14 protein-coding genes are annotated in these 17,419 nt (G+C 65.8%); 4 read left to right on the plus strand and 10 right to left on the minus strand.

The features are described 5' to 3' along the window. Positions 1-26: 26 nt before the first annotated feature. The 4 genes from EV664_RS16075 (at position 27) to EV664_RS16090 (ending at position 2,933) form a co-directional block, all read left to right on the plus strand. Entirely contained in the window at positions 27-986 is a 960-nt protein-coding gene (locus tag EV664_RS16075; protein ID WP_133496734.1) for a glutathione S-transferase family protein, read from the plus strand. Between the two features lie 3 nt (positions 987-989). After that, complete coding sequence (locus tag EV664_RS16080) at positions 990-1,823, plus strand: pirin family protein (RefSeq protein WP_133496735.1); 834 nt, start codon at positions 990-992, stop codon at positions 1,821-1,823. Between the two features lie 79 nt (positions 1,824-1,902). After that, positions 1,903-2,175 (plus strand): metal-sensitive transcriptional regulator, encoded by a 273-nt coding sequence (locus EV664_RS16085; protein ID WP_133496736.1) that lies wholly within the window; start codon positions 1,903-1,905, stop codon positions 2,173-2,175. After that, the gene (locus EV664_RS16090) at positions 2,172-2,933 is read left to right on the plus strand and encodes a MauE/DoxX family redox-associated membrane protein (protein ID WP_133496737.1); all 762 of its coding nucleotides are present in this window, start codon (positions 2,172-2,174) and stop codon (positions 2,931-2,933) included. The genes EV664_RS16085 and EV664_RS16090 overlap by 4 nt, the downstream gene beginning before the upstream one ends. A gap of 157 nt (positions 2,934-3,090) precedes the next feature. Here EV664_RS16090 and EV664_RS16095 read toward each other — a convergent pair whose 3' ends face one another. From EV664_RS16095 to EV664_RS16140, 10 genes are all read right to left on the minus strand, one after another. Continuing rightward, complete coding sequence (locus EV664_RS16095) at positions 3,091-6,282, minus strand: autotransporter outer membrane beta-barrel domain-containing protein (protein ID WP_133496738.1); 3,192 nt, start codon at positions 6,280-6,282, stop codon at positions 3,091-3,093. Between the two features lie 299 nt (positions 6,283-6,581). After that, a complete protein-coding gene (locus EV664_RS16100) occupies positions 6,582-8,972 on the minus strand; it encodes a TonB-dependent receptor (RefSeq protein ID WP_133496739.1) in 2,391 nt (796 codons plus the stop codon). 7 nt (positions 8,973-8,979) lie between these two features. Further along, positions 8,980-9,894, minus strand: coding sequence for a FecR family protein (locus EV664_RS16105; RefSeq protein ID WP_162848885.1), 915 nt, complete (start codon positions 9,892-9,894; stop codon positions 8,980-8,982). Between the two features lie 38 nt (positions 9,895-9,932). Continuing rightward, complete coding sequence (locus EV664_RS16110) at positions 9,933-10,460, minus strand: sigma-70 family RNA polymerase sigma factor (protein WP_133496741.1); 528 nt, start codon at positions 10,458-10,460, stop codon at positions 9,933-9,935. A gap of 168 nt (positions 10,461-10,628) precedes the next feature. Beyond that, on the minus strand, positions 10,629-12,029 hold the full coding sequence (locus EV664_RS16115) for a methyl-accepting chemotaxis protein (RefSeq protein WP_133496742.1): 1,401 nt from the start codon (positions 12,027-12,029) through the stop codon (positions 10,629-10,631). A 132-nt stretch (positions 12,030-12,161) separates the two neighbouring features. Further along, positions 12,162-13,568: an efflux transporter outer membrane subunit gene (locus EV664_RS16120; protein ID WP_133496743.1), complete on the minus strand. Its 1,407-nt coding sequence runs from the start codon at positions 13,566-13,568 to the stop codon at positions 12,162-12,164. Next, positions 13,568-14,443 carry an efflux RND transporter periplasmic adaptor subunit gene (locus tag EV664_RS16125; protein WP_133496744.1) on the minus strand — a complete coding sequence of 292 codons (876 nt, stop codon included), beginning with the start codon at positions 14,441-14,443 and terminating at the stop codon, positions 13,568-13,570. Before EV664_RS16125 ends, EV664_RS16120 begins: the two co-directional genes overlap by 1 nt. Then, positions 14,440-14,670, minus strand: coding sequence for a DUF1656 domain-containing protein (locus EV664_RS16130; protein WP_133496745.1), 231 nt, complete (start codon positions 14,668-14,670; stop codon positions 14,440-14,442). The genes EV664_RS16125 and EV664_RS16130 overlap by 4 nt, the downstream gene beginning before the upstream one ends. Before the next feature lies 1 nt (position 14,671). Further along, a complete protein-coding gene (locus tag EV664_RS16135) occupies positions 14,672-16,693 on the minus strand; it encodes an FUSC family protein (protein WP_133496746.1) in 2,022 nt (673 codons plus the stop codon). Then, positions 16,690-17,148 (minus strand): MarR family winged helix-turn-helix transcriptional regulator, encoded by a 459-nt coding sequence (locus tag EV664_RS16140; protein ID WP_133496747.1) that lies wholly within the window; start codon positions 17,146-17,148, stop codon positions 16,690-16,692. Before EV664_RS16140 ends, EV664_RS16135 begins: the two co-directional genes overlap by 4 nt. Between the last annotated feature and the right edge of the window lie 271 nt (positions 17,149-17,419).

Below are 17,419 nucleotides of genomic sequence, written 5' to 3' on the forward strand. Positions count from 1 at the left end.
CCATGCGACAGGAACAGGAGACCGGCATGGGCTTTTTGAAAAATGGCGTCTGGCACGACGAATGGGATCATAATGACGAGGAAAGCGGCACGTTCGAACGCGACGAAAGTGCGTTCCGCAACTGGGTGACGCCCGACGGTTCGGCAGGTCCGACCGGAAAGGCCGGGTTCAAAGCAGAACCGGGCCGCTATCGCCTCTATATCAGCCTTGCCTGCCCCTGGGCCCATCGCGTCAATGTCGCGCGTCACCTGAAAGGGCTGACCGACGCCATCGAGCTGGTCGTCGTCCATTGGTTGATGAAAGAAGGCGGCTGGTCCTTCCGTTCGGGCGAATGCGCCACCCCCGACCCGCTGATGGATGCCGATAACCTTCATCAGATCTACACCGCCGCAAAGCCCGATTATTCGGGGCATGTCACCGTGCCGGTGCTGTGGGACACGAAAACCGGCACTATCGTGAACAATGAAAGCGCCGACCTGCTTCGCATGCTGGGCAGCGCGTTCGACGAATGCGGGGCGAAGCCGCTCGACCTGTATCCGGCAGCGCATCGCGAAGAGATCGACGCGCTCAATGATCGCATTTACGGGGCCGTGAACAATGGCGTGTACAAGGCGGGGTTCGCGACCTCACAATCGGCCTATGACGAAGCGATCGGCCCGCTCTTCACGGTGCTCGACGAGTTGGAGAACCGGCTGGAAGGGCGCGACTGGCTGATCGGAGACACGCTCACCGAAACCGATATCCGGCTATGGACGACGCTGATCCGCTTCGATCCGGTCTATCACACCCATTTCAAATGCAATGTCCGCCGCATCGCCGATTATCCCAATCTTGCCGCGTTGACCCGGCGCCTTTACGCGCTCGACGGCGTGGCGGAGACGGTGAATTTCCACCATATCCGGCATCATTATTATGAGAGCCACACCCATATCAATCCGAACGGCATCGTGCCCAAAGGCCCCGTGCCGCTAATCCCCGGAGCGTGAATTTTGAGCAATCGTCAGGTCAAATCGATCCACCCCGCCCTTCGCGATGACATCGGCGATCTCGTCACGCGCCGCCCGGTGCCGGGTCCGGGGCTGGAACAGGTCGATCCGTTCCTGTTCCTCAACCATCATGGGCCGCAGCATTATGCGCCGAACAACAACGGCCTGCCCTTCGGCCCGCATCCGCATCGCGGGTTCGAAACCGTGACCTTCATCCTGAAGGGCAGCCTTGCCCATCACGATACCGGCGGCGGTGAGAATATCGTCGAAGCGGGCGGCGTGCAGTGGATGACTGCCGGGCGCGGCCTCGTCCATGCCGAATTGTCGCCGGAGGCGTTCAAGCGCGAAGGCGGCGACATGGAAATCCTGCAGCTCTGGGTGAACCTGCCGTCGCGCCTCAAAATGACCGATCCCCATTATATTGGCGTAACCGCGGACCAGATCGCGGCGGAAACCCTCGCCGAGGGCGTGACGCTCCGTCCGGTATCGGGCACCGATGGCGCACCGATTTCGTCGCTTACCGGCGTGATGCTCGGCACCGTGGAGATGGCGTCGGGAAGCGGCGCGTCGCTCCCCGCCCCGGCTGGCCGCAACGTCTTCTTCTACACCGTGCGCGGGTCGGTGCGGATTTCCGGTGAGGAAGTCCCCGAATATCATCTCGCGCAGCTTGGCGACGGCGACGCAGTCGAGGTTTCGGCCGAAAGCGGCGCGCTGATCCTGTTCGGCCATGCCGACCCGATCGGCGAACCGGTCTTCGCCCATGGCCCGTTCGTCATGAACACGCGCGAGGAAATCGTGCAGGCAGTGCAGGATTATCAGCGCGGCCTGTTCGGATAACGCCCGCCCCCCGCACCTTGAAACGCTGCGGGTTGCCGCCATATCGATACCCCTCCAGGGTATTTATAAGGACGCAGCCGTGCACACCGATCCGAAAGCGACGATCAACCGCCTGAAACGGATTGAGGGGCAGGTGCGCGGCCTCGCCCAGATGGTCGAGGACGATCGCTATTGCATCGACATCCTCCACCAGATTCAGGCGGTGAAATCGGCAATCTCAAAGGTCGAGAGCGCGGTTCTGAAAAACCACGCCGCGCATTGCGTCGCCGACGCGATCCGCTCGGGCGATCCGGCGCAGCAGCAGGAAAAGTTCGGCGAGCTGGTCGAACTGTTCGAAAAGGTGAAACGATGAACGAAGCGAGCAATCCCCCCGAAACGGGCGAAAAACGCGCGACCGTCTATCGCATGGTGATGGACAAGCACATCTGCCCCTTCGGGCTGAAGACGGTCCATCTCCTGAAATCCGAAGGCTATGAAGTCGAGGACCATCACCTCACCACGCGCGAGGAAACCGACACGTTCAAGGCCGAACATGATGTGAAGACCACCCCGCAAACCTTCATCGGCGGCGAGAGGATCGGCGGGCATGAGGCGCTTCGCCGCTATTTCGGCAAACCGGTCAAGGACCCGGACGCGACCAGCTACAAACCCGTCATCGCGATCTTCGCCATGGCCGCGCTGATGGCGGTGGCGACAAGCTGGCTGTCGAGCGGCGTGCTGCTGTCGGTCTTGACGGTCGAGCTGTTCATCGCACTGTCGATGTGCGTGCTCGCCATTCAGAAATTGCAGGATGTGGACAGTTTCGCGACGATGTTTCTGGGCTATGACCTGCTCGCCCGCCGCTGGGTGCCCTATGCCTATATCTATCCCTTTGCCGAGGGGCTGGCGGGCGTGCTGATGGTCGCGCATGCGCTCCACTGGCTGTCGATCCCGATCGCGCTGTTCATCGGCGGGATCGGCGCGATATCGGTCTTCTATGCTGTCTATGTGCAGAAGCGCGAACTGAAATGCGCCTGTGTCGGCGGCGGTTCGAACGTCCCGCTCGGCTTTGTCTCGCTGACCGAAAATGTGATGATGGTCGCGATGGCACTCTGGATGCTGTTCACCTGACCATTTCCGGCCCGAAAGAAGCAACGGACATCTTTCGGGCCGGACGGTCGTGGGGAGCCGGGGGATGGCCCCGCCGACCGGACCTTGCGAGCGACAATCCGCAGCGACTTGCAACGGAAAACTTCGGATTGCCGCTCACAAGGACATCGTGCCGGGTTTAGAAGTTCACCCGCATCGTTCCGCGCAGGGTGAGGCCAAGCCGGTCATTCTGTTTCTCGGCGCCGAATTCGCCGCCCACCTGGAACAGCGACCCGCCGCCCAGCGCGCGCAGCCGCCCGTACCAGCCGTTCGCCCGGTCCTGCGGCGTCAGTGTAAAGGCATCGCCGCCCGCGAAACGCGCCGTGGTGGTGCCCAGCGATCCGCTCACAATCTCACGCCAGCCGCCTTCGACTTCCATCCGGAACCAGTTGCTGTCGCGCCGCCCGGTACCCGACAGATCCATGCCCAACGTCAGGCCGCCCTCAACCGCTGCCTCATCGCTGCTGCGCTTGTCGACGGTGAGGTCGAGCGCCTTGCCGCCGCCGGTTTCGGTATAGCCGTCCTCGGTAAGCTTCAGATAGTCGATCGATACTGCCGGGCGGAAGAAGAAGACCTGCCCGCCCCCTTCATAAGACACGCCGCCGCTGAACGACGTCATCGTGCCGTTCGATTCATGCTCGACCCGGCGGCTCAGCGTATCATTGCCGACCGTGCCGTTGAAATAGCGCGATCCTTCGAAATCGACCGTGCCGATCGATGCGCGGGCGCGCGCGGCGAACCCGCCCCACTGGCCGTGCCAGAATCCCGCCAGCTCATAGGTGCTGAACAGCACCTCATTGTCGCTGCTGCCGCTCGTATATTTGTTCCACAGATACGTGCCCGACACGCCGAACGTGCCCAGCCCCGTCTCGATCTCGCCCCCGACCGCAAAGCCCAGCCCGCCCAGATCATATGCGGCGGTGTCCTTCTCCTTCTTGTCAGTGCCCCATCCGCCGGCCGTCACCATCAGGTTGAACTTGCCGCGGGTGAGGATCGGACTTCTCGGATCGGCGAGCTGGCGCGCCATGGTCCGCACGCCAAGGCTCAGGCCATCGAAGGTGCCGCCCGCATGGTCGGGCAGCATCTGGCGCAGCGTGCCGCGAAACTGATCGCCGTCGCGAATGTTCAGGAAGACATTGGCGACATCCTCATCCTGCGCCAGCGCGGCATAAACGGCGCTGTAGGCAGTCGTCTGCGAACGGTTCAGGCCCAGCTCCTGCGCGCTGCGCCGGCTGACATTGACGACGATCTGGTTCGCCGCCCCATCGGTGGCGAGCGAGCCCTTATAGAGGAAGGGCAACAGATCGGCATCGGTCTTGATCCCGTCCGCACCGGTCAGCTGTCCGGCGGTCAGCACGACATAGCGCCCCTCGGCATTGCGCACATCGGTGACGGAAAGGCGAAGCGTCGCACCCTTGGTGAATGCTGCCGTCCCGGCGACGTTCAGCGCGGTGCCCGTGCCTGCCGTCTTGCTGAGCGTCACGCCCAGAATGCCGTCAGCGCCCATGTTTAGCGACCCGATGGTGGTGGCCCCCTGAAGGTCGAGCATGCCGCCCGTCACATTCACCGCCAGCGCCCCCGCATTGGCGAGCGTGCCCGAAAAGCGCGACGTCCCGGCGAGCGTCAGCACATCGGCACCGCCGCCGAAATCCACGCTGCCGCTAAACACCGACGATCCGGCAAGCGCCACCGTATCCGCGCCCGCACCGAATGTCATCGCGCCTGCGCCCTGCGCATCGCCCGACAGCGCCATCCGGTTCGCGCCCGCGCCGAAGCTCGCATTGCCCTTGAAGCTGCCATCGGCGAGGTCGAGCACGTCATTGCCCGATCCGAAGCGGATATCGCCGGTGATCGACGGCGCGGTGACATCGGCGGCCACTGCGGTCTGGCGCACGGTGACGCCGCTCGTGTTCGCGGAAACATCGATCGCGATATTGCGGTTCGAATCCGCCTTCGCTCCCTTGGCGACGATCGCACCGCTATTTTCGATCAGCGTTACCCCGCCCGAGGCATCGACAATCGCATTGGCCTGCCCCGTCTCGGCATTCACCGCCGCGCCGATCGTGCCCGAATTGCGGATCGTCGCGATATTCGCGCCCGCATCGACGCGCACTGCCGCTGCCTGCGCGCCCTGCGCGGTCACCTGACCCGACACGCGAAGTTCGGGAACGCTCGCCCCGCTGCCGATGCGCAGCGCGGTCGCTGTGCCGCCATTCGATGTCGCGGTGACTGCGCCCGCAACGCCCATCCCGTTGGCGATGGTCACCGCGCCGCCCTGACCGCCGATCACCAGACCATTGCCGTCTATCCCCGAATAGACGCCGTTCCCGGCAACCGATCCGTCGATGATCAGGCCGTATCCGTTGGCGGTGTTCGCCACCGCGCCGATCGCGATATCGCGGCTCGCCGATCCCACGACCATCGCGGGCGCTTTGCCATAGGAAACGATGGCGGCATTGCCTTCCTTCGCATCCTCGATCCCGTCCTTGTCCTCATCGGCATTGTTAGGGTCGCTATCCTTCGGCGCGACGGCCAGGATGACCCCGCCCGACACGCTGCCCTCGATCATCAGCGCCGGCCCGCCCTGCAGCAGATCGTCGGCATCCAGCTTCGACGTGTCCGAAGGCGCAGTGGTATAGCGATATCCGGTCGCGCCGATCGCGCCCTGCACCACCATCGCGCCCGACACATCGCCGGTGAAGCGCGCTGCAATCGCATTCGCGCCGGTCGCGGTCACCGTCCCGGCAAGGCGGACATTGCCGTTGATCGCCTCTGCCCGCACGGCCACCGAATTGTCGCCGACTACACTCGTCTTGCCGTCATGGGTGAACGCGCCCGTCTGCGTTCCGCCCAGCCAGATACCGGCGGAATCATTGCCTTCGACCGTGATCGTGCCACTATGGGTGATCTTGCCCGAATGCGCGCCCAGCGTGCGGATGCCGGTCCGGTCCGATCCGACCGCGAACGGCCCGTCGAGATCGCCATCCTTGTCCTGATCGGTCGGGGTGTAGCTTTCGTCGATCGTGATCGTGCCGCTATTGACGATATCGCCCGTCGTGCCCGCTGCCGCTGCGATACCGATCGCACCATTGGCGTTGCTGATCGCGATCTTGCCTTCGTTGGTGACGGCATTGTCGCTGTCCATGGTGACGGCAGTGCCCGAAGCGGGTTCGACCGATCCGGCCGAGGCAATGCGAACCGCATCGGCAGCGCCGTTCTTGATCGTCGAGGTCCGCACCGGATCAGTGCGCTTTGCGTTGACGACGGTCTGCGCGGCGGCAGGCGTGGCAAGCGTAATCAGGGCAGTGGTAGTAAGCAGCGAGACGCGCATCGAATAACCTCTTCAGGACCGTTTCAATCCCGAAGACGGAGCCCGCGCTGCCGAGCCTTGGCGGCCACGCAAAAATTTTTCGCGCCCGCCCCAGCCTCAACCGTCACCCCGGACTTGTTCCGGGGTCTGCCGTGAAGCAGGGGCGCGCCCCGTTGCTCCCGGCGGCACCGTGGATGCCGGGACAAGCCCTGCATGACGATGAGCGCTGTTTCCGCCGATCAGGCTTCCAGAACGGGATGACATCGGACTCGCTCCCCCCTCTCCTTCAGGGGAGGGGCCGGGGGTGGGGCGCATCCCCCCTAAAAACGGCCGTCGATCCCGATGCGCAGCGTGCGCGGCTGAAGCGGGGTCACCTGCGCGCGGCCGGTGGCGAAGGGGGTTCCCAGCGCGAAGCGATTGCCCACCGTATCGGCGATATTGGTGAGGCTGACCGTCACGCCCAGCCGGGGTCGCCCCACGCGCACGGTCAGCCCGCTGTCGAAATAATCGCCCTGCCGCGCGCCCAGTTCCGGCCCGACGCCGAGCCGCGACGGCCCGACATAGCGCGCCCATCCCCGTGCGGTGAGCGTCAGCCCCTCGCCGATGCCGCGCACATAATCGAACCCCAGCCGCCCGCCGGCAGAGGCGATATTGGGCACCTCATCCAGCCGCACCAGCGCCAGGCCGAAGCTCAGGCTCGGCTGATCCACCCGGCTGTAATTATAGACGACCGCCCCTTCCAGATGCAGCCCCTTCGCCACCGTCACCCCGCCCGACAGCGTCGCGGTCCAGATATGCCCGTTGCCGATATTCGCGGTGGTCGGCAGCCCGATCAGGTCGATATAATCCGCCTGAATGTCGCGCCAGTCGGTGAAGGAGACGCTGGCCGACACGTCGAACGGCCCCTCGCCCGGCCGCCCGTGCCGCCCGCCGAATTCCAGCGTCGACACCCGGTCGTTGCGGTATCGCCGCACGAAATCGCCCTCGACCGCCAGCCCGCCGGGCCGGAACCCCTCCTGATAGCGAAGATACAGTTCGGTGCCGGGCAGCGGCTGAACCAGCACCGATGCGGAGGGCAGGAAGATCGTCTCCGCCCGGTCGCGCACGATCGCCGCGCGCGCCATCGCCATTTCGCCCGACAGATCGGGCATCAGCAGCGGCATGACATCCTCACCCGACCCGCCCAGTTCCGACCGCGTCCAGCGCCCGCCCGCAGTCGCGATCAGGCCGGGACGAACCTTCAGGCTCGCCTCGCCATATAGCGTCACCTCATCGACGATATTCTCCACGCCCGTCGCTGCGCTGCGCAGCGCGACCGATCCCAGCGAGCGGGTCAGCCGCGTCCGGTTATGCGTATAGCTCGCTCCGAAAAGCCAGCCGAAGCGCTTCCCCAGCGGCTGCCAGAGCCGCGTTTCGTTCGCCGCCATGAAGCTGTGATTGCCCTGTTCGAACAGGCGCGGCTCGCCCTCTGGCGGGGTGGCGTCATAGCGTTCGTGCAGTTCCTGCCCCACCACGCCGGTCGACGAGCGGAAGCGAACCGCGCCCAGCTCCCCCGACACCACGACCTGCCCCTGCGCATAATCGGCGTCGAAGCCCTCGGTCACCCGGCTCGACCGGGTCAGCGGCGGCCCCGACCGGTCGGCATATTGGCTGTCGGCGCCGCGCGTACGCTGCCCCGCACCGATCAGGTCGATGGTCCAGCCATTGCCCGCATCGACGCGAAAGATCGCTCGCCCGCCAGCAATATCGGTACGATTCACATTGTCGCGGCCAAGCAGCGGCTTGTCGATATAGCCGCCCTGCCGCGCCGCATCGACCACCAGCCGCAGCCCCGCGACATCGCGCCTGACCGGCACATTCGCCATCAGGCTGATATCCGCCCCCGGATCGCCGTGCTGAGTCAGGCTGCCGCCCAGCATCCCCGACCCGCTCGCCTGCGACAGGTCGGGCATATTGGGCACCAGCCGGATGATCCCGCCGATCGACCCTGCCCCGTAGAGCGTCCCCTGTGGCCCCTCCAGCACTTCGACCGACGCCATGTCGGACAGGCGCAGATCGGGGTCGGGTGCATTATAGTTCAGCCGCAAATCGCCCAGATACATGCCGACCGTCGACTGGGTCGGGCCGGTAAAGCTCGAATCGGCAATGCCCCGGATGAACAGCTTGTTGCGTCCGCTGCCCAGATGGGTCGAGGTGACCGATGCGACCCGCTCGACGATCCTGTCGCTGCCGCCGACCCCGCCCAGCGTCAGCGCAGCGCCGTCGAGCAGCGCGACCTGCCCGGCATAATCGGCCAGTTTCGTGTCGCGCTTGCTCGACCGCACGACGATGTCCGGCGCGACTTCAGGCGCGACCGACTGCGGGGTCGAGGTCGGCGGGTGAGGCTTTACCGCTGCCTTCGCGCGCGCGCGTGGGCCAGGCGGCGGCGCTGCGACCAGCCGCCACCCCGCCCGCCCCGCCGGGATCGCACGCGCTTCCATCGCGCGGGCGAGCTTCGCCACCGCGCGCTCGGGCGACATCGCTCCCCGGATTTCGGGCACCCGCCGCGCGGCAAGCGCCGGATCGGCGATCACGATGCTCACCGCCATCTGCCGGGCAAGCGCCGCCGCCGCCTCCCCCGCCCGCCCGGCGGGTACGCGCACCTCGACTTCCGCCGCATCGACCGGCGCGGCAATCGCTATGCTCAGCATCAGGGCGGGAACGAAACGCATCTCGCGGTCAGCCGATCACCCAGTCGTCCCCGCTGCGCGCCACGGCAATCCCGAACAGATCGCCCAGCACCGCCGGATCGTCGCGCACCGAATCGATTTCCACGCTGCCCGACAGGCGGCGCTGCGCCGCGCCCGGTGCGACGCGGAACGCCACCCCGGTCATCGCCGAAAGCCGCGCCGCGATCTCGGGCAGCGGCCGGTCCTGAAAGCTCAGCCGCCCGTCGCGCCATTCGCCGATCTCGGCCACCGGCACCCGCGTTACCGAAAAGCGCTGCCCGCCCTCGCTGCTCAGCATGTCGCCGGGATTCAGCCGGACATTCTGCCCGCGCGGGTTGAACGCCACCGCCCCTTCGGCGACCGCGACCTGCATTGCATCGCCTTCGCGCTGCACCTCGAACCGGGTGCCGATATCGACCAGCCGGTTTTCGCCGACGCGCACCCGGAACGGATCGTCCGCGTCATGGCGGATGGTGAAATAGGCGCTGCCCTGTTCCACTGCCGCCCGGCGCGGGGCATCGCGATAGAGTTCGATCCGGCTGTCGCCGGCAAGCACCACACTCCCCCCATCGGCAAGCGCGATCGTGCGCGTCTCGCCCGGCTTCGTCATCACCGTATAGCCGCCCGGATCGGCCCATTGCCACATGCCGACTCCCCCCGCCGCGACCGCCGCCGCCAGCGCGCCCAGCATCCAGCGGCGCGGCCGCCCGCGCGGCTGCGCCTCCGCCGGTTCGTCCGCCGCTGCTACAGGCGGCAGAATATCCACCGCATCCGCGACACCGGCCGCGACCCGGTCATACGCGAGCGCGTGATCGGGGCTCTCCTCCAGCCAGGCGGTAAAGCCTTCCCAGTCGTCGAACCCTGCACTGCCGATGCGCACCGCCCAGTCGGCCGCTGCGGCACGGATCACTTCATCCTGTGTCATTGGCGACACCTCCTGGCGTAAGGACGGAGACATGCGTTTCAAACCGCAAGGATTTCCTCCCGCAATTCGGCAAGCGCGCGATAGACCAGCCGCAAATCGCTTTCGACCGTCGACAGGCTGACGCCCAGTTCGCGCGCGACCTCGCGCTGCGCCACTCCGTCGATGCGGTGGCGGCGAAAGGCGCTTGCCGCACGCGCACCGCAGGAATCGATCCGCTGCGCGACCAGCCGCGCATGGTCGCGTCCCATCATGATCCGCTCACCCGACGGCGCTTCCGAAACGCCCGGCGCTGCGCCTGCCATCTGTTCGCTCCAGTCGCGATCGCGCTTCACTGCCTGACGCTCGGCGCGAAAACGGTCGATCATCAGCGTATCTGCAGCACGATACAGATAAGAAAGCGGCGCGGCGATCGGCCCGGTGCGCGCGCTGCGTATCTTCAGCCATAATTCGTGCAGCACATCCTCCGCCGCCTCGCCCGCGCCGCGCGCCCGCAGAAAACGCAGCAGCGTTTCGCGATGCGCGATCAGCGCGGCTTCAAGGCCATTGGGAGGAGCGGATTCGGTCATGCATCAATGATGCGTGCCTATATCGTGCTGTGCGCGCGCCGAAAAGCCGATGGCGCGGGGGGCCGAAAAAGGACCGCCCCGGTCGCCGGGATACCGGCGCCGGGGCGGCGGGGCTGGAACGGGCCGTGCCGGGCGGGGAGCGACGCCCGCCACGGCGCGTTCCGAACGTCAGAACGAGTCCCAGTCGTCCATGCCGGCCGATTGCATGGCCGGGGCTGTCTTCGCCATTGCCGCGATCGGCAATTTGGGCGTCATCACCGGCCGGACCGGGGCCGACACTGCGCGCGGTGCGGGCCGGGGCGCAGCGGCAGCATCATCGACCTTGAACCGCTGGGCATCCTCGTCGAGGCGCGACACTTCGGTCGCCAGATTGCGGGCGGCAGCCGACGTCTCTTCGACCATCGCGGCATTTTGCTGCGTCGAATTGTCCATCGAGCTGACTGCCGAGGTGATCTCGCGGATCGCGCCCGACTGCGCCTGATTGTCCTGCGCCATCCGGCCGAGCAGCGTGTGCACCTCGTTCACATTGGTCGAGATATTCTCAAGCGCTTCGTCAACCTTCTGCACCATATCCACGGCAGCGACGATCTCGTCCTGCGTCGCGGTCAGCTGTTCGCGTGCGCGGCCCGCCTCTTCCTCGGCGCGCATGGCGAGTGCGGAGACCAGATCGGCAACCACTGCGAAGCCACGTCCCGCCTCACCGGCGCGGCCCGCTTCGACAGCGGCGTTCATGGCGAGAACGCGGGTCTGGAACGCAATTTTGTCGAGGCCTTCGATCACATCGTCGATGCCCTTGGCGCTGCCGGACACGCGTTCCATCGCCTGCACCGCTTCGCCCGCCCGGCCACGGCCCTGCGTCACCGAAGTGATCGCACCGTCGGCGCGTTCGACCGTGCTGTTCGCATCGCGCGACACGCCCTGCAACCGCTCGTTCAGTTCGTTGACCGCGGCGGAGGTCTGCTGCAGGCCGGAGGCATTGGCCTCGGTCCGGCGGGCAAGATCTTCGGACGCCTGCGCGATTTCGCTCGAACCGTTGCGGATCGCGCTGACGGTGTTCTTCACCGACTGGAGCAGCTCGCGCAGATTCTGCAGCGCGCCGTTGAAATTCTCTTTCAGCACGGCATATTCGCCCGCGAAATCGGCCTTCACTTCGGCGGTCAGATCGCCCTTAGCCAGCTTTTCGAGCTGTGCGGTGAATTCACGCACCACTGCGGCCTGTTCCGCTGCGCTCGCCTTTTGCTGAACGGCGGTGTCGCGGAACGTGAACATCGCCTTGGTCATGCGACCGACGCAATCCTCATACTCGGTGAACTGGATCGGGCTGTCGAGATCGCCTGCCGCCAGTGCTTCCATCCGCACCACGGTCGTCACATAGGAGCCGCTGACTGCTTCGCGAAAACGCATGCCCTGTATCCAGGTACCAGCGATCAGCACCGCGCCGAGCGGAAGTCCGATATACAGCGGCAGAAACGCCGCAACGATCACCGCCGCAGCAACCAGCGCGGTCATGGTGGCGGCAACGATCTGCATCTTTTTCCTGATCGGAGCCTTTGCAGTGAACCACTCCATAATTTCACCTCATCCATTTTGGTGCATGTTCGGGGGCAAATGCACCGGGGCCATACGTCATTATAGGACAAGGATTGTTACCTGGTTCGTTTCGCTCGCATCTAGTATTTTACCGTAACCCGCAGGAATACGTTATTTTTCGCTCCACCCTCCGCCGAGCGACAGAAAGACATCGACCTGATCGTCGATCATTTCGGCTCGCGCGGATGCCAATGTTGCCTCCGCCTCGGCAAGACTTCGTTGTGCATCAAGCAGTTGCAGGAAATCCGCCCGTCCGAAGCGATATAGCTTGCCTGCCTGCGCAGCGGCTCGTGCGGAGGTGTCGCGGGCGCGGATCAGATCGGCCAGCCGGTCCCGCTGGCGCGCATAACGGTTCAGATTCGTTTCCGTCTCGCGCAGTGCATCGATCACCGTGGAATCAAATTGCGCCAGCGCGGCGCGCTCGTTCGCCTCTGCCGCGTCGATTCGCGCCCGCACCACAGGGCGGTTGGGGAAGGACCAGCTGATCAGCGGGCCAAGGTTCAGCCGGAACGCATCTCCCGATCCGATTCCCGAAACCGGCCCGGTAAAGCCGGCGGACGCGCCAAGGCTGATCTGCGGGTAAAGCTGCGCCACTTCGACCCCGATCCGCGCGCTGGCCGCCGCCGCCTGCCGCTCCGCCTGACGGATATCGGGGCGGCGGCGCAGCAGCGAAGCACCGTCACCGACAGGGATCGGTCGGTCCGGCTGCGGTGCGACCGTGCACGCCTCCACCGCCTTCGGATATTCGCGCGCCGGACGCCCCAGCAGCGCGGCGAGCGAGAACAACGCCCCCTGACGCGAGGCAAGGATCGCGGGGCGCTGCGCCAGCGTTGAATCCACCTGTCCCTGCGCGCGCGTCACGTCGAACGCGGTCCCCCGCCCGCCCCGCTGCAAGCGCTGGGTAGCATTCAGCGTTTCGCGCTGCAATTTCAGGATGGCATCCAGCGCGGACAGTCGTGCATTGGCGCTGCACACCGCCAGATAGGCGCGCGTCGTTCCTGCCGCGACCGCGACCCGCGCATAATCGCGCGCCGCCACCGCCGCTTCGGCATCGGCCCTTGCCGCCTCGATCCCGCGCGCCAGCCGCCCCGACAGATCGAGCGGATAGGATGCGCTCGCTCCGATATCGTAATTGACCGTGCCGGGCAGCGATATTCCCGTCGAGGAAGGGCGGCCAAGACTGGTTCCCCCGCTGATGGTCGTCGACACATCGCGTCCGGCTTCCGCGACGCGGACCAGCGCGCCTGCCTGCTCCAGATTTGCCTGTGCAACGCGCAGGTCGGCATTCTCGCTGAGCGCCTCTGTGACCAGCGCGTTCAGCTTCGGATCGTCATAGAGCCGCCACCAGTCGTCGGGCACCGGCGCCTGTGCAAAGGCCGGATCGTCGGCCGACACGAACGGCGCCGATGCCTGGGGATCATTGACGGTCGCGCGCGGCGGGACGTGGAAATCCGGACCCGCAGTGGTGCAGGCAGAAGCAAGCAGCGCGGCGACCAGCGACAGGGATTTCGCGCGCATCACTGCGCCCCTTTCGGCAGCACCGTCACCGTCGCGGTGCGCCCTGAAATCAGCCGCACGCCCTTGGGCACCTCAGTCAGCCGCACTCGCACCGGAATGCGCTGCGCCAGCCGCACCCAGCTAAAGGTAGGGTTGACCGCCGGCAGATTCCCTTCGCCCGTCGCGCGATCGGCATCCGAAATGCCCGCCGCGATGCTCTCGACCCGCCCGCGCAGAATATGGTCGTCGCCCATCAGCTGCACCTCTACCGGATCGCCGATATGGATTTCGGGCAGCTTGGTTTCCTCGAAATAGCCCTCGACGCGAAGCGAAGCGCTATCGATCAGCGCCAGCGCCTGCTGACCCGATGCGACATAATCGCCCCTATGCAGGTTGAGGTTGGTGACCGTCCCGTTCACCGACGCGCGGACCGAAGTACGTTTCAGGTCGAGCTGCGCCGCATCGCGCTGCACCATCGCCTGACGAAGCGACGCCTCGGCTACGGCCACGCGCGCGAGATTCTGCTCATGCGTTTCCTTCGCCACCAGGTCGTCCAGCGCAACGTCGCGCGCAGCCTCACGCCGCGCCTGCGCCAGCGTGGTGCGCGCACTGGCAATCGCCGCATTCGCCTTTGCCAGTTGCAGTTCGTAGCGCGGGCGATCGACTACGAACAGCAGGTCGCCCGGCTTGACCTGTTGATTGTCATGTACCGCGACCTCGGTGACCAGCCCGGCCACATCCGGCGTGATGCGCACCACATCAGCGCGCACCCGCCCGTCGCGCGTCCAGGGTTCGCGCTCATAATGCTGCCACAGCCACAGCCCGATCAGGACGGCAGCAGCGATCAGCAACAGCGTGGCGCCCCAGCGGGCAAGCATTGGACCAAGGCGGTTCATGACAATAATCCGTGATGCCCGGCCGATCCGGGCAGAGTGAGAAAGACAAGCAGCCCGAGCAACAGCACGAACAGCGCGAGATCGCTCAAGGGGCGCGAGCCCATCCAGCGATAGAATCCGATCCGCTCCAGCACCGCGCGCACCGGCAGGAACGCCAGAAACGCAAGGATGGCGAGCAACAGGAGCGAGGGGATATAGACCCCGCCGATAAACACCTCTCCGCGCACCTTATGCCTCCCAGTTCTGCGGCGGCGGCGCAGCCGGATACAGATTGCGGCGGATACCGGTCAGCGCGATCAGGCATGCGCGCCGCGCCGCCGGCTCCGCAATGCTTCCCGAAGCGGCGATAGCGGCATCGATGCGCGCCAGCCCCTCATGGTCTTCGCCGATCACCTGCTCATCCAACAGCGCCAGATAATGACCGCGCACGACCTCCAGCGCATCGCGAAGCTTCACCGCCCGCTCCGCCGCGATTCCGTGGCTCAGTGACGACAGCTCAGCCGAAGCCAGCCCGACGCGCAGGTCGACCAGCATATCGCGCACCGCCTGCGGATCGCTATTGGCCAGCGCGCCCAGCCGCGGGGTCAGCAGCCCCAGCCGGTCGAGCATCCGCCCGGTCCACGCCCCGACATTGTCCGCCCGCCGATCGACCATCGCGACCACATCGGCCCAGCCTGCGCGGATCAGCCGTTTCGCGCTCCAGTCCGCACCCACTGTGCGCAGCAGCCGCGTTGCGAAAAACGCGATGGCAACCCCGCAAAGCTGCGCCAGACTACCGTTGAGGAACGATGCGAAATCCGCCGAATAGCGCTCGCCCAGCCCGATCGATCCCAACAGGCCCAGCGCCATGGCAAGCCCTGCCAGCAGCGTCGACGGATTGGCGATCAACCTGCCGAACAGCAGCAGCGGCGGGGCCAGCGCTATGGCAAGCACCGCAAATCCGCTGACATGCGGCAACACCCAGAACATATAGAATGCCGAAAGCGGCAGCGACATCAGCGTGTACAGGAAAAAGCCACGGATCGCTGGCGTCGGATCGTCCAGCCCGGCAAACAGGCTGCAAAACACCGCCACCATCATCGCCGCGACGCTGCCTTCTGGCCAGGCGGTTCCGATCCAGATCGTGCAGCACAGCAAAATGCCTCCCGCCGCCGCCACGCCTGAACGAAAGGCCGCGCCATGATCGCGGTGCAGCGGTCGCCGCGCCCTGTCCGACAGCAGCGGCTCGACATCGGGGTTCACCGCGCGCCGGTCGGGCGAGCGAAGCTGATCGCGCAGCAGCCGCACCTGCCGATGCAGCCGGATCATCTCGGCCAGCCGCGCCAGCATGCTGAGGCGCAGCAGTTCGCCCGGCGCTTCGCTGCCCACCGGCTCCAGCGCCGCTGCCCGCGCGCATAACGGCTCCGCCGCTTCCGGGGCCGCACCGCTGCTCAGCCACGCCCGCACATCGGCGAGCAGCGCGGCATCCGGCTCCGGCAATGCATGGTCGCGCAGCAACAGATGCAGCCGGTCCTCAACCGCGCTCGCCACCGGGAGCAGCATCGACAACCGGTCCTGAAGCGCGCGCACCGTCCGCACGCGCGGCAACAGGCGCGCGGTATCGAACGGCAGATGCGTCGACATCAGGTGCAGATCGGTGATGTCGGAGGCAAGCCGCCGCCGCTCCTTGTCGAGCGCCTCGCTCGCCTCGCCCTCCAGCGCACGCGCCGACCAGCGCTCGGCATCGGCGACGAAGCTCTCGACCCGCGCCAGCAATCCCGACGTCACCGATTTGGGCAGCAACACGCCATGGATCAGCGCCGCACTCAAAATCCCGATCGTGATTTCCTGCACGCGCAGCGCCGCGATCATGAAGATATTGCCCGGCTCGCTTACGCTCGGAAAACCGATGATCGCCGCCGTATACCCGGCGAGCAGCAGCACATAGGAACGCGGTGTCCGGTCGAGCAGCGAAACATAGACGCAAAAGCCGACCCAGAGCGCGAGCGCGAGCGACAGCAATTCGGGCGCATTGGCCAGATTGGGCACCAATATCACCGTCGCCACCCCGCCCAGCGCGGTGCCGATAACGCGAAACACCGCCTTTGACCGGACGGCACCCGATTGCGGCTGGCTGACGATATAGGCGGTGATCATCCCCCAATAGGGACGCGGCAGGCCGATGCTCAGCGAAATATACGCCGCCAGCATCGCGCTCAAAAAGCATTTCAGCGTGAACATCGCGCCGTCGGTGTCGAGCCGCAATTTCATCCCTGCGCCCCTTCCCCGTCGTCGAGCGCATCGCCGACCAGATCGAGCACCTCGAGCGCGATGCGAAGCTGATCGTCGCTGACCTGCGCCAGCGCGCGCTCGCGAACCTCACCGATGATCACTTCGACCCGGTCGGCCATTTCATGCCCTTCGCGTGTCAGATATAGCAGGTTCGCGCGTCCGTCGGTCGGGTCCGGACGACGATCGACCAGCTTCGCCTCGGCAAGCAGGTTGAGCTGCCGGACGAGCGAAGCATTCTCCACCTCCAGCATCTCGGCCAGCGCGGACTGGCGAATCCCCTCGCCCATCCGGCGGATATACAATACCGGCCACGCCCCCGCCGCCGACAGCCCGCACGCCGTCAACGCACGATCCGCCGCCCGCCGGGAATTCCGGCCGGCGGGGAGCAAACGCCGGACATATTCCGACTCCATCTGGATGCGTCGCGTATTCATTAGCGTGCTAACTAATATTGCATATATTCAGTTGCAAGAGAAAATCTATTGCGGTGCACAAATGGCTGCGCTGGCCAAAATGACGCTAACGATGGATTGCACCCGTACCCTGAACAATTCCGGGTTCGAGGCGCCGCCCACCCCGCCTGCCCGCTGGGTTCCAGCCTTTGCGGGAATGGCGGCTAAAACCAAGCTGCGTTGATGTGGACCGATCCGCGTATTGCGATCCTCGCCAGCAATCGTCACCCCAGCGAAAGCTGTGGTCTCCGGG

The sequence above is a fragment of the Stakelama pacifica genome, from assembly GCF_004361835.1.
GTDB classification, from domain to species: Bacteria; Pseudomonadota; Alphaproteobacteria; order Sphingomonadales; family Sphingomonadaceae; genus Sphingomonas; species Sphingomonas pacifica.

Excerpts from the sequence above, each read along its gene's own strand:
- EV664_RS16075 (WP_133496734.1), top strand. The coding sequence starts at position 27 with ATGGGCTTTTTGAAAAATGGCGTCTGGCACGACGAATGGGATCATAAT.
- EV664_RS16100 (WP_133496739.1), bottom strand. The coding sequence starts at position 8,972 with ATGCGTTTCGTTCCCGCCCTGATGCTGAGCATAGCGATTGCCGCGCCG.
- EV664_RS16105 (WP_162848885.1), bottom strand. The coding sequence starts at position 9,894 with ATGACACAGGATGAAGTGATCCGTGCCGCAGCGGCCGACTGGGCGGTG.
- EV664_RS16135 (WP_133496746.1), bottom strand. The coding sequence starts at position 16,693 with ATGAAATTGCGGCTCGACACCGACGGCGCGATGTTCACGCTGAAATGC.
- EV664_RS16125 (WP_133496744.1), bottom strand. The coding sequence starts at position 14,443 with ATGAACCGCCTTGGTCCAATGCTTGCCCGCTGGGGCGCCACGCTGTTG.
- EV664_RS16090 (WP_133496737.1), top strand. The coding sequence starts at position 2,172 with ATGAACGAAGCGAGCAATCCCCCCGAAACGGGCGAAAAACGCGCGACC.
- EV664_RS16140 (WP_133496747.1), bottom strand. The coding sequence starts at position 17,148 with ATGAATACGCGACGCATCCAGATGGAGTCGGAATATGTCCGGCGTTTG.
- EV664_RS16120 (WP_133496743.1), bottom strand. The coding sequence starts at position 13,568 with ATGCGCGCGAAATCCCTGTCGCTGGTCGCCGCGCTGCTTGCTTCTGCC.
- EV664_RS16095 (WP_133496738.1), bottom strand. The coding sequence starts at position 6,282 with ATGCGCGTCTCGCTGCTTACTACCACTGCCCTGATTACGCTTGCCACG.
- EV664_RS16115 (WP_133496742.1), bottom strand. The coding sequence starts at position 12,029 with ATGGAGTGGTTCACTGCAAAGGCTCCGATCAGGAAAAAGATGCAGATC.
- EV664_RS16110 (WP_133496741.1), bottom strand. The coding sequence starts at position 10,460 with ATGACCGAATCCGCTCCTCCCAATGGCCTTGAAGCCGCGCTGATCGCG.